The following is an 18,517-nucleotide window of genomic DNA, read 5'->3' on the forward strand; positions in this document are numbered from 1 at the left end:
GTTGGGAACTGAGGAATTATAATAAAGTTCAAAATAAAAATGGAAAAATCATCTATTTTGAATGTAAAAAACCTCCCGAGGGAGGTTTTTTACATTATCAAAAATTGTAATAGACTTATTTCGTCCCTTTAATTCCCGCCTGCAACAACAAAGCACCCAGTCCACCAATTTTTTGCTCTTGTGGTTTTTCGGTTTTTGGTTTGCTGTTTTGTGGACGTTTAAAGTCACCCTCTTTACGTGGTGGACGCTGTCCATGCGGCTTACGCTCTGAACGTTCCGCACGGTCTTGCTGTGGACGCTGCTGTTGGCGAGGTGCTTTTGCAGGTGCAGAACCCTCGGCACGCATACTCAGGTTGACACGGTTACGCTCCACATCCACCTGCATCACACGCACCTGCACGATTTGACCTGGTTTCACCACTTTATGCGGATCAGAAACAAATTCATTCGCCAGCTCAGAAATATGTACCAAGCCATCTTGATGTACACCCACATCTACGAACGCACCAAAGTTCGTCACATTGGTCACGACACCCTCAAGCTGCATACCTTCAGTAAGCTGGGCAACTTCAGTGATATCCTCACGGAATTTGGCAGTGCGGAACTCTGGACGTGGATCACGGCCTGGTTTTTCCAGTTCTGCTAAAACATCCTGAATGGTGGGTAAGCCGAATTTGTCATCCACAAATTCATCCGCTTTGACTTGGCGAATGATTTCAGTATTGCCAATGATATCTTTTACCGTTGTTGCTTTTGCCGCAACAATTTTTTCCACCAAACCATAGCTTTCAGGGTGAACAGCAGATGCATCCAATGGCTCTGAACCATTCTGAATACGCAAGAAACCTGCTGACTGCTCAAACGTACGTTCGCCCAAACGTGGTACTTTCTTCAATGCCTGACGGTTGTCAAAACGACCATGTTCTTTACGGTATTCAACAATTTGCTGGGCAATGGCCTTGTTTAAACCTGCAATATAGGCAAGGATTGCTGGAGAAGCGGTATTTACATCAACACCCACCGCGTTCACACAGTCTTCCACCACGGCATCCAGTGTTTTTGCCAAACCTGTCTGGTTCACATCATGCTGGTACTGGCCCACACCAATGGATTTTGGATCAATCTTCACAAGTTCGGCCAACGGGTCCTGCAAACGGCGTGCAATCGACACTGCACCACGAATCGACACATCAAGCTCTGGCAATTCTTGCGAAGCGAGTTCACTTGCTGAATAAACTGATGCACCTGCCTCACTCACTGTGATACGTGTCAGTTTCAGGTCGGTATTGGCAGCCATCATCTCAGCAACCACTGCCTCTGTTTCACGGCTTGCAGTTCCGTTGCCAATCGCAATAAGTTCCACGTGGAACTCTCGACATAAACGAGCAAGTTCCGCAATAGCACCCTCTTTATCTTCTTTAGGGGCAAATGGATAAATGGTGCTGTAGGCAAGCACATCACCCGCATCGCTGACAACAGCAAGCTTCACGCCTGTACGAATACCAGGGTCAACACCCAAAGTGGTACGGCCACCCGCTGGTGCAGAAAGCAGTAGATGGCGCAGGTTCTCAGCGAACACATCCATGGCTTCCGCTTCAGCAGACAGACGTTTATCTGTTAGTAATGAGTGTTCAATCTGTGGGCGCACCTTGCCCAACCAGAACAGTTTTGCTGTTTGCTTTAAATAGTCCTGACGGCTTTGTGGCTGTAGCGTTTCAAGATTGTATTCGGTTTCAATACGTGCCAATGGTGCATCATCTTCACCATCTACTTTCAAGCCCAGTACATTTTCCTGACGACCACGCAGCATCGCCAATAAACGGTGTGATGGTACTTTGTTCAAGTTTTCAGAAAACTCAAAATAATCACGGAATTTTTTGCCCACTTCTTTTTTCTCTTCAGAAGCAACTGCACTCTTAAGAACTGCTGTTTTAGAGAAAATTTGTTTTAATTCAGTGGTTAATGCAATGTTTTGCGCCCAGTCATCAATCAGAATATGCTGGATTGCATCAAGCTGGCTTTCTACATCTGGATAATCTTCATGGCTAAAACCAGCCAATGCCTCAGTTGGATCAATTTGATCTGCAATAATTTTTTCAGCAATTGGTCCTAAACCCGCCTCTTTTGCCTTAAATGATTTGCTGGTCCGTTTTGGACGGTAAGGTGCGTAAATTTCTTCCAGTGCGTTCTTGGTTTCTGCGGCATTGACACGCGCCAATAAATCATCACTTAATTTATCTTGTTCTTGTAAAGACTGGATCACTTTCTCACGACGTTCGTATAAATCACGTAAGTAAGTCAAACGTGTATCAAGTTGACGTAATTGGGTATCGTCCAAGCCTTGCGTGACCTCTTTACGGTAACGTGCAATAAAGGGAACACTGGCGCCTTCATCAATTAAACGAATAGCAGCTTCTACTTGGTTTGGACGTACGGCAAGTTCATTTGCCAACTGCTGAACTAAGTCAGTCATCGTGATTGATTCCACAAGGGTTAAGTCTAAAAGCACTGATTATAAAGTTCATGGCTATAAAATCCACTATTGTTTTTTTGAATATTTAATCAGTAGTTTTTGCAAATCCGTCAATGTTTCTAAAATAACGGCGTTTTTTAGGCTAAATATTAAAAAATAGGTTGATTGTCATCATTTTTCCTGTATATATTTGGTATCTATCTCTTGATTTTATTGGCAATATTTGTTGCTTTATAACATAGCCAAAACTGTGCAATGAATCGTATACTTCAGGGTCTATTGACATTTCACAATCGCATTGCATAAAGACGATGACAATAAACGATAAAAGGAGCACATCATGAGTTTAGTTGTACCTGCCGAATCAACGGAAACCGTACACCATGAAACCGATCGGGTCGAACGCATCCTAGTCGTCGATGATGATGTGCGCTTGCGTACACTGTTACAACGTTTTCTTGAAGACAAGGGCTTTGTGGTAAAAACCGCGCATGATGCAACGCAGATGGATCGTTTACTACAACGTGAATTATTTTCGCTTATCGTTTTAGATTTTATGTTGCCTGTTGAAGATGGTTTAAGTATTTGCCGTCGTTTACGTCAATCTAATATCGACACCCCAATCATCATGCTGACCGCACGTGGCAGTGACTCTGACCGTATTGCAGGTCTGGAAGCAGGTGCAGATGACTATCTGCCAAAGCCATTCAACCCGAATGAACTGTTGGCCCGTATCCGTGCGGTACTGCGCCGTCAGGTTCGCGAGGTGCCAGGCGCGCCAAGCCAGCAGGTTGAAGTGGTCAGTTTTGGGCCGTGGGCACTGGATTTGTCTACACGTACTTTAACCCGTGAGGGACAGGTGGTCACATTAACCACAGGTGAGTTTGCTGTACTCAAAGCCTTAGTTCAACATCCACGTGAACCATTAACGCGTGATAAATTAATGAATTTAGCACGTGGCCGTGAATGGGGTGCGATGGAACGCTCGATTGACGTACAGGTTTCCCGTTTACGCCGCTTAATTGAGGACAATCCTGCCCGTGCCCGCTACATCCAGACCGTTTGGGGCGTGGGCTACGTTTTTGTTCCAGATGGTGCTGAGTAAGTGCGGGAAACTCAACCTTGAAGCTTGAACCGATTGATCCACAAGAATTTACCGACTTTGAGACCTACTCTGAAAAGCCACGGACCCACTGGGAACGTTTTTTAGACAAGATCAAGCCACGGTCTGCCGCAATGCGTACCACCGTACTGGTACTGTTTACGGTGTTCTTTAGCCTATTCATGTCCTTGTGGTTCTTTTGGCGAACCCTCTATCTTCCTGAACTGCAACAGCATGCACGCTATCTGGCCATTGAGCTGGAACTGGTCAACAATCCTGACATTCGCATCCTACACCGTGATAATGAAGTCGATATCGACACATGGCTAAAAAACCGTATTGGAATTGAATATGTCACCGATCCAGCAGAATTTCCAAAATTAGAAAATAAATTTCTGGCTGAATTTTTCACCAATCAAATTGAGAAAAAGCTTGCCAAAGAGCTGGGCGTCGAGAAAGTTACCGTTTATTTTAAATTCAAGCCGATTCCACGTATCTGGATTCAGACACCTGAAATGAATGGCAACTGGGTCAGGGAACCCCTCAAGACTTACACCAACTACAGTGTTGAACTGATTGCATCATGGCTGTTTGGTGTGCCGATCCTGTCCTCCGCTATTATCCTGATCTTGGTGCGGCAGATGAACCGCCCCTTGCGCCGTCTACAGAATGCAGCCAACAACTACAGTAAAACAGGCAAGGCCCCCTATCTGGATACCAACCACGGACCACTGGAAATCCGTCAGGTCAATCAGGCCTTTAACCACATGGTATATACACTGGAGCAAACCGAGCGTGATCGACAGATCATGCTGGCGGGCATCTCCCACGATTTGCGCACTCCATTAACCCGTATTCGCCTGACCGCGGAAATGCTGCCTGATGAGTTTTTCCGTGAGGGGCTGATTTATGATGTGGATGATATGGATGCCATCCTGAATCAGTTTATTTCCTATATGCGAGATGGTTCGGATGAGGAGCTGACAGATACCAATATCAACAGCTTGCTGCAAGAACTGGTGGTGCAGTTCAAGCCGCTGGACATCCGTTTTGAGGCACAGGAACTTCCCGTGATTCCTGCACGCAGTCTGTCACTCAAGCGCCTGATTGCCAACCTGATCAATAATGCCAAGCGTTATGGTGCCGAACCCATCGAACTGTCTGCCAGTCATGTCGACCAGTATATTTTAATTACTGTTGCAGATCATGGTGAGGGCATCCCGCCCGATCAGGTAGAGGAACTGATGCAACCTTTTGTACGTGGCAATTCCGCACGTACCATTCAGGGAAGTGGTCTGGGCCTTGCCATTGTGAAACGTATTGTGGATATCCATCATGGACAGATCAACATTCGTAACCGAGAACAAGGCGGTCTGGAAGTGGTGATTTCCCTACCTATTCCCACACCCGAAGATGAATCACATAGCAATACCATCGACAAGATCAAGCAAACCCTGAGCGGTCATTTCTAGACATCGGCATGACCGCCAATACACCTTGCTTTTTAGCAATAAAATTATCCTCCATTTCACCTATTAGACCTTAGCCGTAGTTCAATTCACTTTTCCAGTTTTAGCGCTAAAATCCATATCCAATGAAAATCAAAATTGAGAATGGATGATGTCTCTAGATCGTATTCGCCTTGCCTCACTGCATGACAAAGTAATGAGTGCCGAGCAGGCTGCCAGCTTTATTGAAAATGACATGACGGTGGGTATGAGTGGTTTTACCCGTGCAGGCGAAGCGAAAGCCGTTCCTCAGGCACTTGCTGAACGTGCCAAGAAAAATCCGTTAAAAATCACGTTAATTACAGGTGCAAGTCTAGGTAACGACCTCGATAAACAGCTCACTGAGGCAGGTGTATTGGCACGTCGTATGCCTTTCCAGGTGGACAACACCCTGCGCCGCGCCATCAACAACGGCGAAGTGATGTTTGTTGACCAGCACCTGTCTGAAACTGTGGAGCACATGCGTAATCTGCAACTTAAAAAACCAGATATTGCGGTGATTGAGGCGGTGGCGATTACTGAAGACGGTGGCATCATTCCAACCACATCGGTGGGCAACTCGGCCAGCTTTGCGATTTTTGCTGAAAAAGTTATTGTTGAAATCAATACCAACACCAGCATCGCCTTTGAAGGCCTGCATGACATCTACATTCCAACCTATCGCCCAACACGCCAGCCAATTCCATTAACCAAGGTGGATGAGCGTATGGGAAGTACAGCCATCAATATCGACCCTGCCAAAATTGTCGGTATTGTATTCAATGACACCCTGCTGGATTCGCCATCAACCGTCACCCCGCCAGATGACGAGACGCAAGGAATTGCCAATCACCTGATCGCCTTTTTTGAAAAAGAAGTGGCTGAGGGTCGTTTACCGAAAAACCTGGGACCTTTACAGGCAGGTATTGGTTCGATTGCCAATGCGGTACTAACAGGTTTAAAAGATTCTCCTTTTGAAGACTTGGTGATGTATTCAGAAGTATTGCAGGACTGTACTTTTGAATTGATTGATGCTGGAAAAATGAAATTTGCGTCAGGCTGCTCCATCACCCTGTCACAGAAATATGGCGAAAAGGTGTTTGGCAATATTGAAGCATATCGTGACAAGCTGGTGTTGCGTACACAGGAAATGTCCAACCACCCTGAACTGGTTCGCCGTTTAGGCATCATTGGTATCAATACCGCACTTGAGTTTGATATCTACGGCAATGTGAACTCAACACACGTTTGCGGCACTAAAATGATGAATGGGATCGGCGGTTCAGGTGACTTTGCCCGTAATGCACATCTGGCCATCTTCGTGACCAAGTCGATTGCCAAGGGCGGTGATATTTCATCTATCGTGCCAATGGTCAGCCATGTTGACCACAATGAGCATGATGTTGATATTTTGGTCACTGAAATTGGTTTAGCAGATTTACGTGGTCTGGCACCTCGTGAACGTGCCAAAGTGATCATTGAGAATTGTGTACATCCGCTTTACCGTAACGCACTTCAGGACTATTTTGAGCGTGCCTGTGAACGTGGTGGACATACACCTCACCTGCTTCGTGAAGCCCTGTCCTGGCATGCAAACTTTGAAGAAACAGGCCATATGCTGGTTAGCAATATTGAGGTTGCTAAATCGGCTTAATTTATCATTAAGTCAATAGAATAATTGCCAGCTTGAAAGCTGGCTTTTTATTGTCACTCTTAGATTATAAAAAAAGCCCCAAACTTTTGTTTGGGGCTTTTTGAATATGGTGGCGGGACCCAGGATCGAACTGGGGACACACGGATTTTCAATCCGTTGCTCTACCGACTGAGCTATCGCGCCAATGGCGTGTATTAAGCCGCATATCAGGCAAATAGTCAATAACTATCCTGAGCTTTTGTTTTAAATGACGATTTTTCACACAAAAACCCCAGGCAAAAAAAATCCCTGATGGGATCAGGGATTGAAATTTCAAATTCATGGTGGCGGGACCCAGGATCGAACTGGGGACACACGGATTTTCAATCCGTTGCTCTACCGACTGAGCTATCGCGCCAAAGTGGGCATATTAAACAATGTTTGTCAAAATCCGTCAAGTCAATTTGTGGATTTTTCTATTAACTGTTTAATTTTGCTACAATACTGAACAGGAATCTATTTTCAGCTAGATCTTGCCTAGATGCGACAGGCAACGGTGAATCGCGCCACAGCCTGGCTCAAACTGCTTCACGCCCTGCTCCTCTTCAATGCGGCAAACCTCCTCAACCAGACGCTCCGCCACGCCGCGTCCACGATTGGCAGGGTGAACTACAACATATTCTAGTACTCGACTTTCGCCTTGTCCTGTTGACCAAATTGCGCCTATAATTTTGCTGTTAAATTCAGCGGTGTAAACTGTGGTATATTGTTGCAGGTCTTGTTCAAGTTGCTGCATGGCATCTTGCCCATCACCAAACTCTGGGCTGGTGTCATAAAGTCGCTCTAGCTGGGTACGAATCCCTAGATTATCTAGAGAACGGTAAGCATGTACGGTAATAGGCATTGATTAACCCTCCTGAGCAAACTATGATGCTGTCACTTTTTCGTGACAGCGAAACTATCGGTTTTTAATTCAATCATTTTTGACGTTTTTTGAGGAACGTGTCCATGACGCAACGTATCAGTGAAGTGGTAAGAAATACCAACGAAACCAAAATTCGAGTTCGTCTCAATCTCGATGGTACTGGTCAAGGCACCCTCAACACTGGAGTTCCATTTTTAGACCATATGATTGATCAAATCAAGCGCCATGGTCTATTTGATATCGACATTCATTGCGATGGTGACCTTGAAATTGATGATCACCACACCGTAGAAGACTGTGGAATCACGCTGGGACAAGCCTTTGCGCAAGCTTTAGGTGATAAAAAGGGCTTGCGTCGTTATGGGCATTTTTATGCGCCACTCGATGAGGCACTGTCTCGTGTTGTTGTTGATCTATCTGGTCGTCCAGGTTTATTTATGGATATTCCATTCACTCGCGCTCGTATCGGCACGTTTGATGTCGATTTGTTCTCTGAGTTTTTCCAAGGTTTTGTCAACCATGCGTTAATGACCCTGCATATCGACAATCTAAAGGGTAAGAATAGCCATCACCAGATCGAAAGTGTGTTTAAGGCATTGGCTCGCGCATTGCGTATGGCCTGTGAAATCGATCCACGTGCCGAAAATACCATTGCATCTACCAAAGGGAGTCTGTAATGACTCGCATTGCATTACTTGACTATGGTATGGGCAACCTGCACTCTGCGGCAAAAGCGCTGGAGCATGTGGGTGCAACGGTTGATGTCACCAATGATGCAAAGCTGATTGCCAAAGCGGATAAGATTGTTTTTCCAGGTGTTGGTGCAATGCGTGACTGTATGCAGGGTATGCATGAGGCAGGCATTGATGAGGTGGTGCGTCAGGCAGCTTTCAATAAACCTGTTCTTGCGATTTGTGTTGGCATGCAAGCCCTACTGCAAAGTTCGGAAGAAAATGGTGGCGTGGATGCACTCGGTATTTTTGATGGTGTAGTGAAACACTTCCCTGAAATTCCACATTTAAAAGTACCACACATGGGCTGGAATCAGGTTCACCAGCTTGATCCAGATCATCCGATGTGGAACAACATTGAGCAGGACGCACGTTTCTATTTTGTGCATAGCTATTATGTTGAGCCAAAAGATTCAGCGATAACGGCGGCAACCTGTGATTATGGCGTGAACTTCTGTACCGCCATTCATAAGGACAATATGTTCGCAACCCAGTTCCATCCAGAGAAAAGTCATACCGCTGGTTTGCAGCTGTTAAAAAACTTTGTGGAATGGAAAATTTAAGTTAAATCAAATATCAATGGAACAGCAACAATGTGTTGAATAAATCACGTTACATGGTCAAAAAGCCAAGTTTTCTCACTTGGCTTTTTCATATGTGCAAAAGTGTTTAAGCTTCACCCATCAATCAAGTTTCAATGAAAATGGAAAATGTAGCAACAAACAAATCCCCTATGCGGCGGCAGATGCCTATGCAGCCCTGCTGATCTTTGGCCATCTTTATACACAGCAGTTACTCAGCCCACAACTCCAGCAACAAGTTAATAGAATACTGGATGATTCAGTATCCAAGACTTAGAGATCGCCCAATACTTTGCTAATATGTAGCCAATTTAAACTTTATGATGACGCTAGGAGCGAAAGCATGCTAATCATCCCTGCAATTGACCTGAAAGATGGTAAATGTGTTCGTTTAAAACAAGGACGTATGGAAGACGATACCGTTTTCTCTGATGATCCTGTCGCAACTGCACAACACTGGGTGGATGAAGGCGCACGTCGTTTACATTTAGTGGATTTGAATGGTGCTTTCGCAGGTACGCCAATTCATAAACCTGTGGTTGAGGCGATTGCCCGCGCACAGCCTGAGCTTCCAATCCAGATCGGTGGCGGTATCCGCTCCCTTGAAACCATCGAGCATTATTTAGAGGCTGGCGTGTCATTTGTGATTATTGGCACCAAAGCGGTGAAAGAGCCTGAGTTTGTGGAAGAGGCATGCAAACGCTTTGCAGGTCATATCATTGTTGGTATTGATGCCATCAATGGTATGGTCGCAACCGATGGCTGGGCAAATGTAACCGATGTCAAGGCAACTGATCTGGCCAGGCGTTTCGCTGATGCAGGCGTTTCCAGCATCGTGTATACCGACATCGCACGCGATGGCATGATGCAGGGCGTAAATGTCGAGCAAACCGTGAGTTTAGCGGAATACTCAGGCCTACCTGTGATTGCTTCAGGCGGCGTGACCAACCTTGATGATGTCCGCAACCTGAAAGGCCAGAAAGGTATTTTAGGCGCAATTACAGGCCGTGCAATTTATGAGGGTACCTTGAATCTGCGTGAGGCTCAGTTATTACTGGATGAAGATCGCCTCTAAACAAAGCACTAAAAGAAGAGCGGTCAGGCTCTTTTTTTATTTGTGAGTTGAATAAATTGCCTGATCCATACTGGAACAGATGATTTCTCTTGCATAGACGCTATCAGTTTATACACAATATAAAGTTGATTTTTACTGTTTTTACACCATGCCAACCCATCTCGCCTCCTCTCCCAGAGCTGCCCAGTTTGCGCTTATTTTTATTACCATGATCTGGGGCAGCACATTTCTGGCAGTGCAATACGCCCTGAATTTTAGTAGCCCGATGTTTTTTGTCGGCTGTCGTTTTGCTGTCGCGGCCTTGGCCATCCTACTGATCTCAATCAATTCCATTCGCGGGTTAACCCTAAAGGAAACACTGGCAGGCACCGCAATTGGTGTGGTCATCGCAATTGGTTATGGCACACAAACCATTGCCCTACAGACCATTCTCAGCAGTGAATCGGCCTTTCTTACTGCCCTGTACGTTCCACTGGTACCCATCCTGATGTGGGTTATTTTCCAGAAACGCCCCAGTTTAATGACCTGGGTGGGCACAGCACTGGCATTTACAGGTCTGGTATTTTTAACGGGAAATGGTTTCTCAGGTATTCACCTCAATTACGGGCAGGTGCTGACCCTGATCTGCGCCTTTGTGATTGCACTGGAAATTATCTTGATTGGTTATTTTGCTGGAAAGGTCAATCTCAGGCGGGTTACGGTGGTTCAGCTTGCCGTTGCCTCAATCCTCTCCTTTGCCAGTATGCCGATGGTGGGTGAACACAAGATTCCTGAATTTTCATGGACACTGCTACTGATTGCTGTGATCCTAGGTTTAGCCAGTGCCCTGATTCAGTTCGTGATGAACTGGGCACAGCGAATGGTTGATCCAACCCGTGCCGCGATCATCTATGCAGGTGAACCTGTCTGGGCAGGCTTATTTGGGCGGATTGCGGGTGAGCGACTGCCTTTACTGGCCTTGCTGGGAGGTTTAATGGTGGTTCTCGGGGTATTGGTCAGTGAGTTAAAATGGAACAAGCCTAAACAAAAAGAGCGCTAAAAAGCGCTCTATGCTGCTGATGCCTCTTTCTTTTTCATTAACATACACGAATGCACATGCTCAATAATCATGCTTTATCCTATTTTATTGGTACATGGGTTTATTATCATTCAGTGCGATTAAACCACGAATTGCCCGATAAACAATCCAGACCCACGCGGCAAAAATCACCAGTACACAAAATACAGTACCTGAAAGTGCAACGCCAGCAAATGCATTGGCATTGTCCCCTGTAAAGAATAGGAAGAAGAATGGAATAAAGGCGATGATGTTCCAGGCCAGATACCACCAGAATGTACGGATCTGCCAGGTAAAGTGGCTTTCAAAGATTGAGCCACGCACATCACCACGCTTGACATAGTTAATAATGAGCGCAATGACCGCCAATAAACCACCAGAAAAAATCGCAATAATATAAAGTACATAAAGAACCAGCGTTAAAGTACGGTTCGGGTCTTGATCAACGGAATAATTCATTTTTATTTATCTCCAGAAACGCCCTCAATAAAAGACATTAAGGGGCGAAATTAACCAGCATATCAACAGTATATGAAAAGCTATGGTACAGAAATAAATCTTACGGAATGGTTGCTTTTGTGTTTTATGTCGCAATTTTTGTTGTGCAAGCCACCCTCCACACCAACCACCTAAAGAATCCACGATATGCAAAGTCTGCTCTGGAATACGTCGATTCCCCAATTGTGCCGCTTCTTTATCCTGTGCATACAGCCAATAGCTCAGGACATTCATCAGGCTGACAAACAGTAGCGTATAAGGTGGTAGCAACTTGCTAAAACCTGCAACCAGCATAAATACAATATAAATGATGATACCAATCTGCATCGGTGACCACGCTTTAGACTGTTTTGGCAGAGCTGGTTCAGCCCGATGCTCAAGCACCTGTGATGCTTTTAAATAAGTTGCTTGCTGAGCGCGATAACGACCCCGCTCATCCAGAATCACGGTATATTCCAGCGCACAGCCCACTATCGGGCGTGGCCCTGTACGGGCAAAGTCCTTGATGTGCAGGAACACACGCTGCTTATGTGCATCATTGGGTTGTATAAATCCATAGCCCCTATCATCAAACCATTCCACCAAACGTCCTTGATCTCGCATATTCCTATCCTAAACCTAACACTTGTTGTAAACGGTCTTGTAGCATCATACGCATTTCTATCGGGTCTTTTTGCAAAATATCCTCCCCTGTGCGCCCCTGCTCAGCATTCTTCTGTGCGACCTGCAAACGCATACACCAAAAACGGCAGGCCGCCATTGCTAAGAAAATATCTAAACAAGCTAACTCATCTTGTGTCAGTGGGCGCACTTGTTGATAGGCGGTGAGGAATGTCTCTGCTTTTTCCATATCCAAATGTGCCTGCGGATAACTGGTACAGAAATCATTGATGCTAATGGCAATATCAAACAGCCATTCATCTTGGTTGAGCTCATAAAAATCGAGGATACCGTTGAGTTGACTGCCCTCAAACAGGGTGTTATCCCGAAATAAATCTGAGTGAATAAAGCCTGTTGGCCGATCTGGATATTCCTGACTAATCACCTCAAATAGCTGAAATACCTGATCTAAAAGTTGTTGGTCTGCTAGGGGCATCTTGGAGCGTAGTTGGCTGGCAACCTCTGACCAATAGGCATGATTGCGATTAAAATCACGTTGTAATGGAAAATCCTGCAAGGCCAGATGCAGTTTGGCCTGCGCCTGCGCAATCGCCTGCACCTGCTCAATGCTGGCCTGCTCAGGATGCTCACCCATTAAGCGTGGCGCAATCTGGGCAGGTTTGCCTGCAATGCTATGGATAGCCTGACCGTGATGTTTCAACGGCACCGCGACAGGTACGCCTGCCTGCCCCAAACAGTCCAGCACGGGCACCAATTCAGCCGCTCCCTCGGCATCCAGTTCTTCAAAAACCGTTAAAACATACTGTTTCTGTGTATGATCCACCAAAAAAAAGTTGGTGTTTTGAATACCGCCCTGGATTGGAATCAGGTCAATCACCGCCAAACCATAAGGCTCGGCAAATGCCTGCACTTCCTCTAAACTCAACGGGGTATAAACCGACATGGAAAACCTGCAAAATATCACTCTGATTTTGATAGAATACCCGTTCCCTCCATGAAGGTGTAGCACCAGAGTCGGTCTCCTTTCTCTCTTGGCGATTTTTTGGAAAATTTTATGCTCGCAAAACGTATTATCCCTTGCTTGGATGTTGATAATGGCCGAGTCGTTAAAGGCGTTCAATTCCTTGATATTCGTGACGCAGGTGACCCTGTTGAGGTTGCACGTCGCTATAATGAACAAGGCGCCGATGAAATTACCTTTTTAGATATTACTGCTACCCATCATGGACGGGACACCACCTACCGTACGGTGGAGCGGATGGCGGAAAGCGTGTTCGTGCCTTTAACTGTGGGGGGTGGCGTGCGTAAGGTTGAGGACATCCGTTTACTACTGAACGCAGGTGCCGACAAGGTTAGCATCAACTCGGCTGCGGTGTTTACCCCTGAGTTTGTGCAGGAAGCCTCACAGCGTTTTGGCGCACAATGTATCGTGGTTGCCATTGATGCAAAAAAAACAGGTGAGAATAAGTGGGAAATCTTTACCCACGGCGGTCGTAAACCGACTGGGATTGATGCGATTGAATGGGCTGTCAAAATGGCGGACTTCGGTGCGGGCGAACTGCTGGTAACCAGTATGGATGCCGATGGAACCAAAGCAGGTTATGACATCGCCTTAATGCGTCAAATCAATGATCGTGTCAGCATTCCAACCATTGCTTCAGGTGGTGTTGGAAGCCTACAGCATTTAGCGGATGGGATATTAAAAGGCGGTGCGGATGCCGTATTAGCAGCATCTATTTTCCACTTTGGTCAGCACACCATTCCAGAAGCCAAACAATATCTGGCTGAACAAGGCATTGAAATGCGTTTGTAAGCCCTATCATAGGCGTAGCTGGGTTTTGGGTTACGCCTTAATTTTTAAAAGAATAAAAATAAGTATGATACTTTACTCTGGACTGTTATTTTTACTTTTGCAAGTTGCATGTTTTTTCTGTTTTCAATATTCACTAAAATCTAAAGATAGTGATGAACGTCACCTGCTCACAGGTTTAAGCCTGCAAAACGAGTAGGCAAAAAAATACCTTGCCTAAGCAAGGTATGGAAACTGCGTTTATACAACGCTAGAGGGTAAACGTGAATTTTGTCATTTTGAAAATTCTGTGCATTTCAAATGCTTGAATCAAAATAGCTATAAAATGAACAAAAATATTGACATTAAAAACTCATTTTATTGACAATTCACGACAAGCCCTCCTGTCCTGTAGTTATAAATGTCAAAATGGCAACGTCTCTTTAGCAGTTGTCAATCTGGTGTTAAGCCACCGATTCTGTTTGTTCTTCCTCAACTACAACAGGCTGCACCAGTTTTGGCTTGTGCTCCACCCACTTTGCTGGAAAAACCGATTCAATTGCGTTGCCTAAAGCCTTGGAAATAGACTCTGGCAATGGCAGCCCAAGAGGATTGGCCTCTTTCAGGTCCGCCGAGGACACCACACGGGTTCCCATGATGTAGTCAAACCACGGACGGGTAACCCCCCAGTTGGCATCCTGATTTGAGTTCATGTGATGATCATAATGCCAGGGAATACGTTTTTTTGCCCATTCTGGCTCTAAATGAGAACGGCGATGCACATAATAATAATTACCTGCACAATACCAGAATGACAGCGCCATCCCTTTGGAGAATGGATAGGCTGCCGCACTCGACACGGTTGCAACCGCAGCCAGTGCTATCAGTTCGTTACGGGTACGCCAGTTATCCAGCCCCTCAGCATAACAGTCATCAGAAAAGCCCTGTTTACGGACTTCACGGTGATGTGCCCAATGCGATTCCATCTGTTTTGGCGTTGGACTGAAACGTGGCTTGCCTTTACGGTGTACCCCATGTAATAGATATTTATGAGCAAACCATTCAAATGCGTTTGCAACAGCCAAACCCGCAATAAAACCCTTTAACATGGCTTTCTCCAAATGTTTCCTTATTTTTATTAAAGATATAAATTTTTGTAGGCGAAGTATTGACGATGCGATATATTTATATTGACAAAACACGACAGAATAAGGATAGACAGGATGTCTCAACTCAAGAACTATACAGGCTCTGTTTATGGGGGATTGGGGCATTTATTAAAAGCCTATTGTGAAGCACAACATATTGCTGTTCCTGAACAATTACAACAAGTTCAAAATCTGGAACGCTTTGATTATGTGATTTGGCGAGACCTACTTGAAGACCTCAATCACTTGCACGCAAAGACAGGTTTGGGCTTAGAAATTGCAGAATACGTACAACCCAAACATTTAGGGATTATTGCTTACCTCGCACTTTCTTGTGAAAATTTGGGTGAAGCATTGGCACGTTATCATGATTTTCATCGTCTGATTTATGATGGCAGTCCCTTGGTGGTGGAATTTAATCATCCTTATGCTTCAATCCGTTGGGAAGCTCCAGAACCCCACCCAACCCAGTTAACGGATGAAATTGCAATTGCCTTAATGGTGCAATTCCTCAAGTTATTTATGTCAGGTGAAAACATCAATCTGCATGAAGTCCATTTTGTGAATGTTGCACCGAAGAATATCAGCGTTTATGAGCAATATTTTCGCTGTAAAGTCCGATTTGATCAGCCAAAAACCCAACTACTCCTACCCGTTACTGAAGCCTTTAAACCATTAAAAACAGGTGATCACACCTTACAACAACTGTTATTACAACAAGCCCAAGCATTATTGGACAAGCTGCCAAATTCCACTCAACTTGATCAACGTCTGCAACATGCCATTTTGACAGGATTACAGAAAAACCAATATCAAATCGATTTTATTGCCGAAAAATTAGGGTTATCGGTAAGACAATTACAACGTCACTTACAACAGCAAAACACCACCTTTCAGGAACGGGTACAACAGATTCGCTTTATGTTGGCAACCGAATACTTAAAAGATCCGCATCTGAGCCTACAAGAAATCGCATTGCTACTTTGCTATTCTGAACAAAGTGCTTTTCAACGTGCATTTAAAATTTGGACAAATCAAACCCCGCAGCAGTGGCGAAACAACAACACAACTTACAATTCTTAATAAAACTAGAGACAAACTAACGCTTTCACAACAGATCATTTTTTTTACAGCATTTATAAAAGAGCGTATGCAGTTTTGTGAATTAATTCACATTTATTCATAGAGCTTAAATATATCCATAATAAATTCTTGGATGCATACTTTTTTATTTTTATAACGAATCGGGTGATAACAATGAACAAATATTTAGCAGAATTTCTGGGGACCTTTTGGCTAGTTTTTGGTGGTTGTGGTAGCGCTGTGCTTGCCGCCGCATTTCCAGAGCTTGGGATCGGCTTCTTAGGTGTAGCACTTGCTTTTGGTCTAACTGTTTTAACGGGTGCTTATGCATTTGGTCATATTTCAGGGGGTCACTTTAACCCTGCTGTCAGTGTAGGCTTATGGGTTGGTGGACGCTTTGAAGCCAAAGAATTAGCACCTTATATTATTTCTCAAGTGATTGGTGGAACAATCGCAGCCTTAGTACTTTACATTATTGTGCAAGGTCAAGCAGGCTTTGCTGGTACTGGCGGCTTTGCAAGTAATGGCTATGGGGATTTATCACCTAACCATTTTTCTATGGTCTCCGCTCTTTTAATTGAAGTGGTACTGACCGCATTTTTCCTGATTGTGATTTTAGGATCAACTGATCGTCGTGCGCCTGCTGGTTTTGCACCGATTGCTATCGGTTTAGCATTAACATTGATTCACTTAATTAGCATCCCTGTAACCAATACATCGGTAAACCCTGCACGTAGTACAGCGGTGGCGCTTTTTGCTGAAACTGCAGCACTAAGCCAATTATGGTTATTCTGGGTTGCGCCTATTATTGGGGCAATCATTGGAGCGCTTATTTATAAAGTGGTCGGCAACGAGAAAAGCTAAGCTCACATTCCCATAAAAAAACAGCCTTTTGAAAAGGCTGTTTTCATTTACAAAAATGGGTTTTCAATTTCTCGCTCAAGCTTTCGTTCAATCTGTTCAGGTAAGCTTTGTTTTTCTAATGCTGCCACCACATCATTGATAAAACTTTGTAATGCTTTGGCTGTTTTCAAACCTGCTTGATCTTTGGTAATTTGTAAGTTGCCATATAAACTGACACAGTCCACTTGATTTTCCAAAGTCAGATCGTAAATTGCCGAAGACTGATCGCCCTGTTCAAAAGGTTTAAACATCTTTTCCTCTCATTGTTCTTTTCTGTTTTACCCTATTTGAGTTAAGCATAATCACTTTAGGATAGCTGCGATATTATCGCAATAATTGTAAAAAAAACTGAACCAATGCTTCAATCAATTGCTTGATTAAAGCCTGTTTGGTTTCTTCATCTACTTGCGGTAACTTACTTTCAGTGGACTGTGATTGCCCTGAAGCAAATTGCTGTTGTTGAGCTTGAATACTTTCTGTTGTTGCCTCTTCTGCACACTGACTTTGCCCATCCCATTTGACATAGTTAATGTCTTTATTGGCTTTAACCTGTTGTGCTGATGTCGGTAATTGATAAATATTACGCTTTTGTTGTTCTGTAAGCTGCGGGAATAAATTAATCCCTAGTTTTTCTTCTAGATAGCACACGCTCACGACTTTAACCTGTAGCGAATCATTATTCGGCGCATAATACGCACCAATAATGCCCTGTTTGGGTAAATACACGGCTTTGTATACAGCCGTAGGGACTATTACGCCATTGCCAATGGTTTTTAAACGCTTCGCTTCAAAGATCGGTCCCGTAATAACATAAGCATCTTTATGCTGTTTAGTCACAATAGAACGTACCGCTTCTTCTAATTTACGCCAGACTTCCTGATTATTCTTGGGTGCTTGTGGCACCATATTGGCTAAAGAAAAGCTATCCTGCTGCGCTGCGGTATTGTTCATATCACCGTTGGGTACCATATGCCCACGATCATAACCAGAACCACGATAGTCCGATAACAAAGCACGATGCGCAAGCTGCACCCGTGTTTCCTCATGGAAATTGTCTTCACGCTTGATCTTAATGCTTAAACGCTCAGGTGTCAGGTATTCGGCTGACCATAGCGGCGTTTTGGACACACCTGAATACATCACATTGAAGCCGTTAAAGCACAGTGCATAACTGTCTTTTTTCAGGCTTTCCCTGTTGAGTATCGGTGGCACATCACGGTAGAACTGTTTTAGGCATCCACTGTTGCCGCCTGAGACAGGAAGAAGTTTGGCAATTTTTTCACTGCCAAATGCGATGGCAAAACTTCCCGTTGCAACTAGGGCGAGCAGAATCTTTCCAATATTTTGGCTCAAAAAATGAGCTTGAGTTTTAGCCTTTTTGGTTGTTTTCTTTGCCATAACCACATCAAGA

Annotated in this window: 19 protein-coding genes and 2 tRNA genes; 11 read left to right on the top strand and 10 right to left on the bottom strand. The window is 44.6% G+C overall.

All coding sequences use genetic code 11. The annotated features are described in order from the left end of the window. Window positions 1-115: 115 nt before the first annotated feature. Window positions 116-2,473 carry a Tex family protein gene (locus F972_RS13035; protein ID WP_004769942.1) on the bottom strand — a complete coding sequence of 786 codons (2,358 nt, stop codon included), beginning with the start codon at window positions 2,471-2,473 and terminating at the stop codon, window positions 116-118. Between the two features lie 340 nt (window positions 2,474-2,813). On the opposite strand from F972_RS13035, the gene ompR reads away from it, so the two are divergent. The 3 genes from ompR (at window position 2,814) to F972_RS13050 (ending at window position 6,716) form a co-directional block, all read left to right on the top strand. Further along, complete coding sequence (gene ompR / locus F972_RS13040; protein ID WP_004678831.1) at window positions 2,814-3,578, top strand: osmolarity response regulator transcription factor OmpR; 765 nt, start codon at window positions 2,814-2,816, stop codon at window positions 3,576-3,578. 17 nt (window positions 3,579-3,595) lie between these two features. Continuing rightward, window positions 3,596-5,047, top strand: coding sequence for an ATP-binding protein (locus F972_RS13045; protein ID WP_004756947.1), 1,452 nt, complete (start codon window positions 3,596-3,598; stop codon window positions 5,045-5,047). Between the two features lie 148 nt (window positions 5,048-5,195). Continuing rightward, window positions 5,196-6,716 (top strand): acetyl-CoA hydrolase/transferase family protein, encoded by a 1,521-nt coding sequence (locus tag F972_RS13050; protein WP_004756945.1) that lies wholly within the window; start codon window positions 5,196-5,198, stop codon window positions 6,714-6,716. Between the two features lie 107 nt (window positions 6,717-6,823). Here the strand turns inward: F972_RS13050 and F972_RS13055 are convergent. From F972_RS13055 to F972_RS13065, 3 genes are all read right to left on the bottom strand, one after another. Beyond that, window positions 6,824-6,899 (bottom strand) — tRNA-Phe (locus F972_RS13055). A gap of 138 nt (window positions 6,900-7,037) precedes the next feature. Then, window positions 7,038-7,113, bottom strand: a tRNA-Phe gene (locus F972_RS13060). 108 nt (window positions 7,114-7,221) lie between these two features. Further along, a complete protein-coding gene (locus F972_RS13065) occupies window positions 7,222-7,599 on the bottom strand; it encodes a GNAT family N-acetyltransferase (protein ID WP_004683467.1) in 378 nt (125 codons plus the stop codon). Between the two features lie 104 nt (window positions 7,600-7,703). Between F972_RS13065 and hisB the strand changes: the two genes are divergently transcribed. The 5 genes from hisB (at window position 7,704) to F972_RS13090 (ending at window position 11,046) form a co-directional block, all read left to right on the top strand. Then, window positions 7,704-8,297, top strand: coding sequence for an imidazoleglycerol-phosphate dehydratase HisB (gene hisB, locus F972_RS13070; protein ID WP_000194096.1), 594 nt, complete (start codon window positions 7,704-7,706; stop codon window positions 8,295-8,297). Beyond that, window positions 8,297-8,914, top strand: a complete 618-nt coding sequence (hisH, locus tag F972_RS13075; RefSeq protein WP_004683469.1) for an imidazole glycerol phosphate synthase subunit HisH — start codon at window positions 8,297-8,299, stop codon at window positions 8,912-8,914. The genes hisB and hisH overlap by 1 nt, the downstream gene beginning before the upstream one ends. A gap of 43 nt (window positions 8,915-8,957) precedes the next feature. Next, window positions 8,958-9,209, top strand: a complete 252-nt coding sequence (locus F972_RS16600; RefSeq protein WP_155756562.1) for a hypothetical protein — start codon at window positions 8,958-8,960, stop codon at window positions 9,207-9,209. A 66-nt stretch (window positions 9,210-9,275) separates the two neighbouring features. Continuing rightward, entirely contained in the window at window positions 9,276-10,007 is a 732-nt protein-coding gene (gene hisA / locus F972_RS13085; RefSeq protein ID WP_004683470.1) for a 1-(5-phosphoribosyl)-5-[(5-phosphoribosylamino)methylideneamino]imidazole-4-carboxamide isomerase, read from the top strand. 148 nt (window positions 10,008-10,155) lie between these two features. Beyond that, window positions 10,156-11,046, top strand: a complete 891-nt coding sequence (locus tag F972_RS13090; RefSeq protein ID WP_004683472.1) for a DMT family transporter — start codon at window positions 10,156-10,158, stop codon at window positions 11,044-11,046. Window positions 11,047-11,130: 84 nt separating this feature from the next. On the opposite strand, the gene F972_RS13095 is transcribed toward F972_RS13090, so the two are convergent. Genes F972_RS13095 through F972_RS13105 form a run of 3 tightly spaced genes read right to left on the bottom strand, consistent with a single transcriptional unit; the run spans window position 11,131 to window position 13,126 of the window. After that, window positions 11,131-11,523 carry a DUF4870 family protein gene (locus F972_RS13095; RefSeq protein WP_004683474.1) on the bottom strand — a complete coding sequence of 131 codons (393 nt, stop codon included), beginning with the start codon at window positions 11,521-11,523 and terminating at the stop codon, window positions 11,131-11,133. A gap of 24 nt (window positions 11,524-11,547) precedes the next feature. Then, the gene (locus tag F972_RS13100; RefSeq protein WP_004683477.1) at window positions 11,548-12,165 is read right to left on the bottom strand and encodes a DUF1294 domain-containing protein; all 618 of its coding nucleotides are present in this window, start codon (window positions 12,163-12,165) and stop codon (window positions 11,548-11,550) included. 4 nt (window positions 12,166-12,169) lie between these two features. After that, complete coding sequence (locus tag F972_RS13105; protein ID WP_004683479.1) at window positions 12,170-13,126, bottom strand: homoserine kinase; 957 nt, start codon at window positions 13,124-13,126, stop codon at window positions 12,170-12,172. A gap of 111 nt (window positions 13,127-13,237) precedes the next feature. Here F972_RS13105 and hisF point away from each other — a divergent pair, with 111 nt between their 5' ends. Next, entirely contained in the window at window positions 13,238-13,996 is a 759-nt protein-coding gene (hisF, locus tag F972_RS13110) for an imidazole glycerol phosphate synthase subunit HisF (protein WP_004678871.1), read from the top strand. A gap of 440 nt (window positions 13,997-14,436) precedes the next feature. Here the strand turns inward: hisF and F972_RS13115 are convergent, their stop codons facing one another. Continuing rightward, a complete protein-coding gene (locus tag F972_RS13115; RefSeq protein WP_004683481.1) occupies window positions 14,437-15,081 on the bottom strand; it encodes a sterol desaturase family protein in 645 nt (214 codons plus the stop codon). A 114-nt stretch (window positions 15,082-15,195) separates the two neighbouring features. On the opposite strand from F972_RS13115, the gene F972_RS13120 reads away from it, so the two are divergent. Next, entirely contained in the window at window positions 15,196-16,203 is a 1,008-nt protein-coding gene (locus F972_RS13120; RefSeq protein ID WP_004683482.1) for an AraC family transcriptional regulator, read from the top strand. Between the two features lie 174 nt (window positions 16,204-16,377). After that, the gene (gene aqpZ / locus F972_RS13125) at window positions 16,378-17,067 is read left to right on the top strand and encodes an aquaporin Z (RefSeq protein ID WP_004683483.1); all 690 of its coding nucleotides are present in this window, start codon (window positions 16,378-16,380) and stop codon (window positions 17,065-17,067) included. Between the two features lie 47 nt (window positions 17,068-17,114). Here the strand turns inward: aqpZ and F972_RS13130 are convergent, their stop codons facing one another. Together F972_RS13130 and F972_RS13135 are read right to left on the bottom strand one after the other, a co-directional pair. After that, complete coding sequence (locus F972_RS13130) at window positions 17,115-17,357, bottom strand: hypothetical protein (protein WP_004683484.1); 243 nt, start codon at window positions 17,355-17,357, stop codon at window positions 17,115-17,117. A gap of 73 nt (window positions 17,358-17,430) precedes the next feature. Continuing rightward, window positions 17,431-18,504 (bottom strand): DNA/RNA non-specific endonuclease, encoded by a 1,074-nt coding sequence (locus F972_RS13135; RefSeq protein WP_004683485.1) that lies wholly within the window; start codon window positions 18,502-18,504, stop codon window positions 17,431-17,433. Between the last annotated feature and the right edge of the window lie 13 nt (window positions 18,505-18,517).

It is taken from the genome of Acinetobacter sp. CIP 102529, from assembly GCF_000368325.1.
Lineage (GTDB): Bacteria > Pseudomonadota > Gammaproteobacteria > Pseudomonadales > Moraxellaceae > Acinetobacter > Acinetobacter parvus.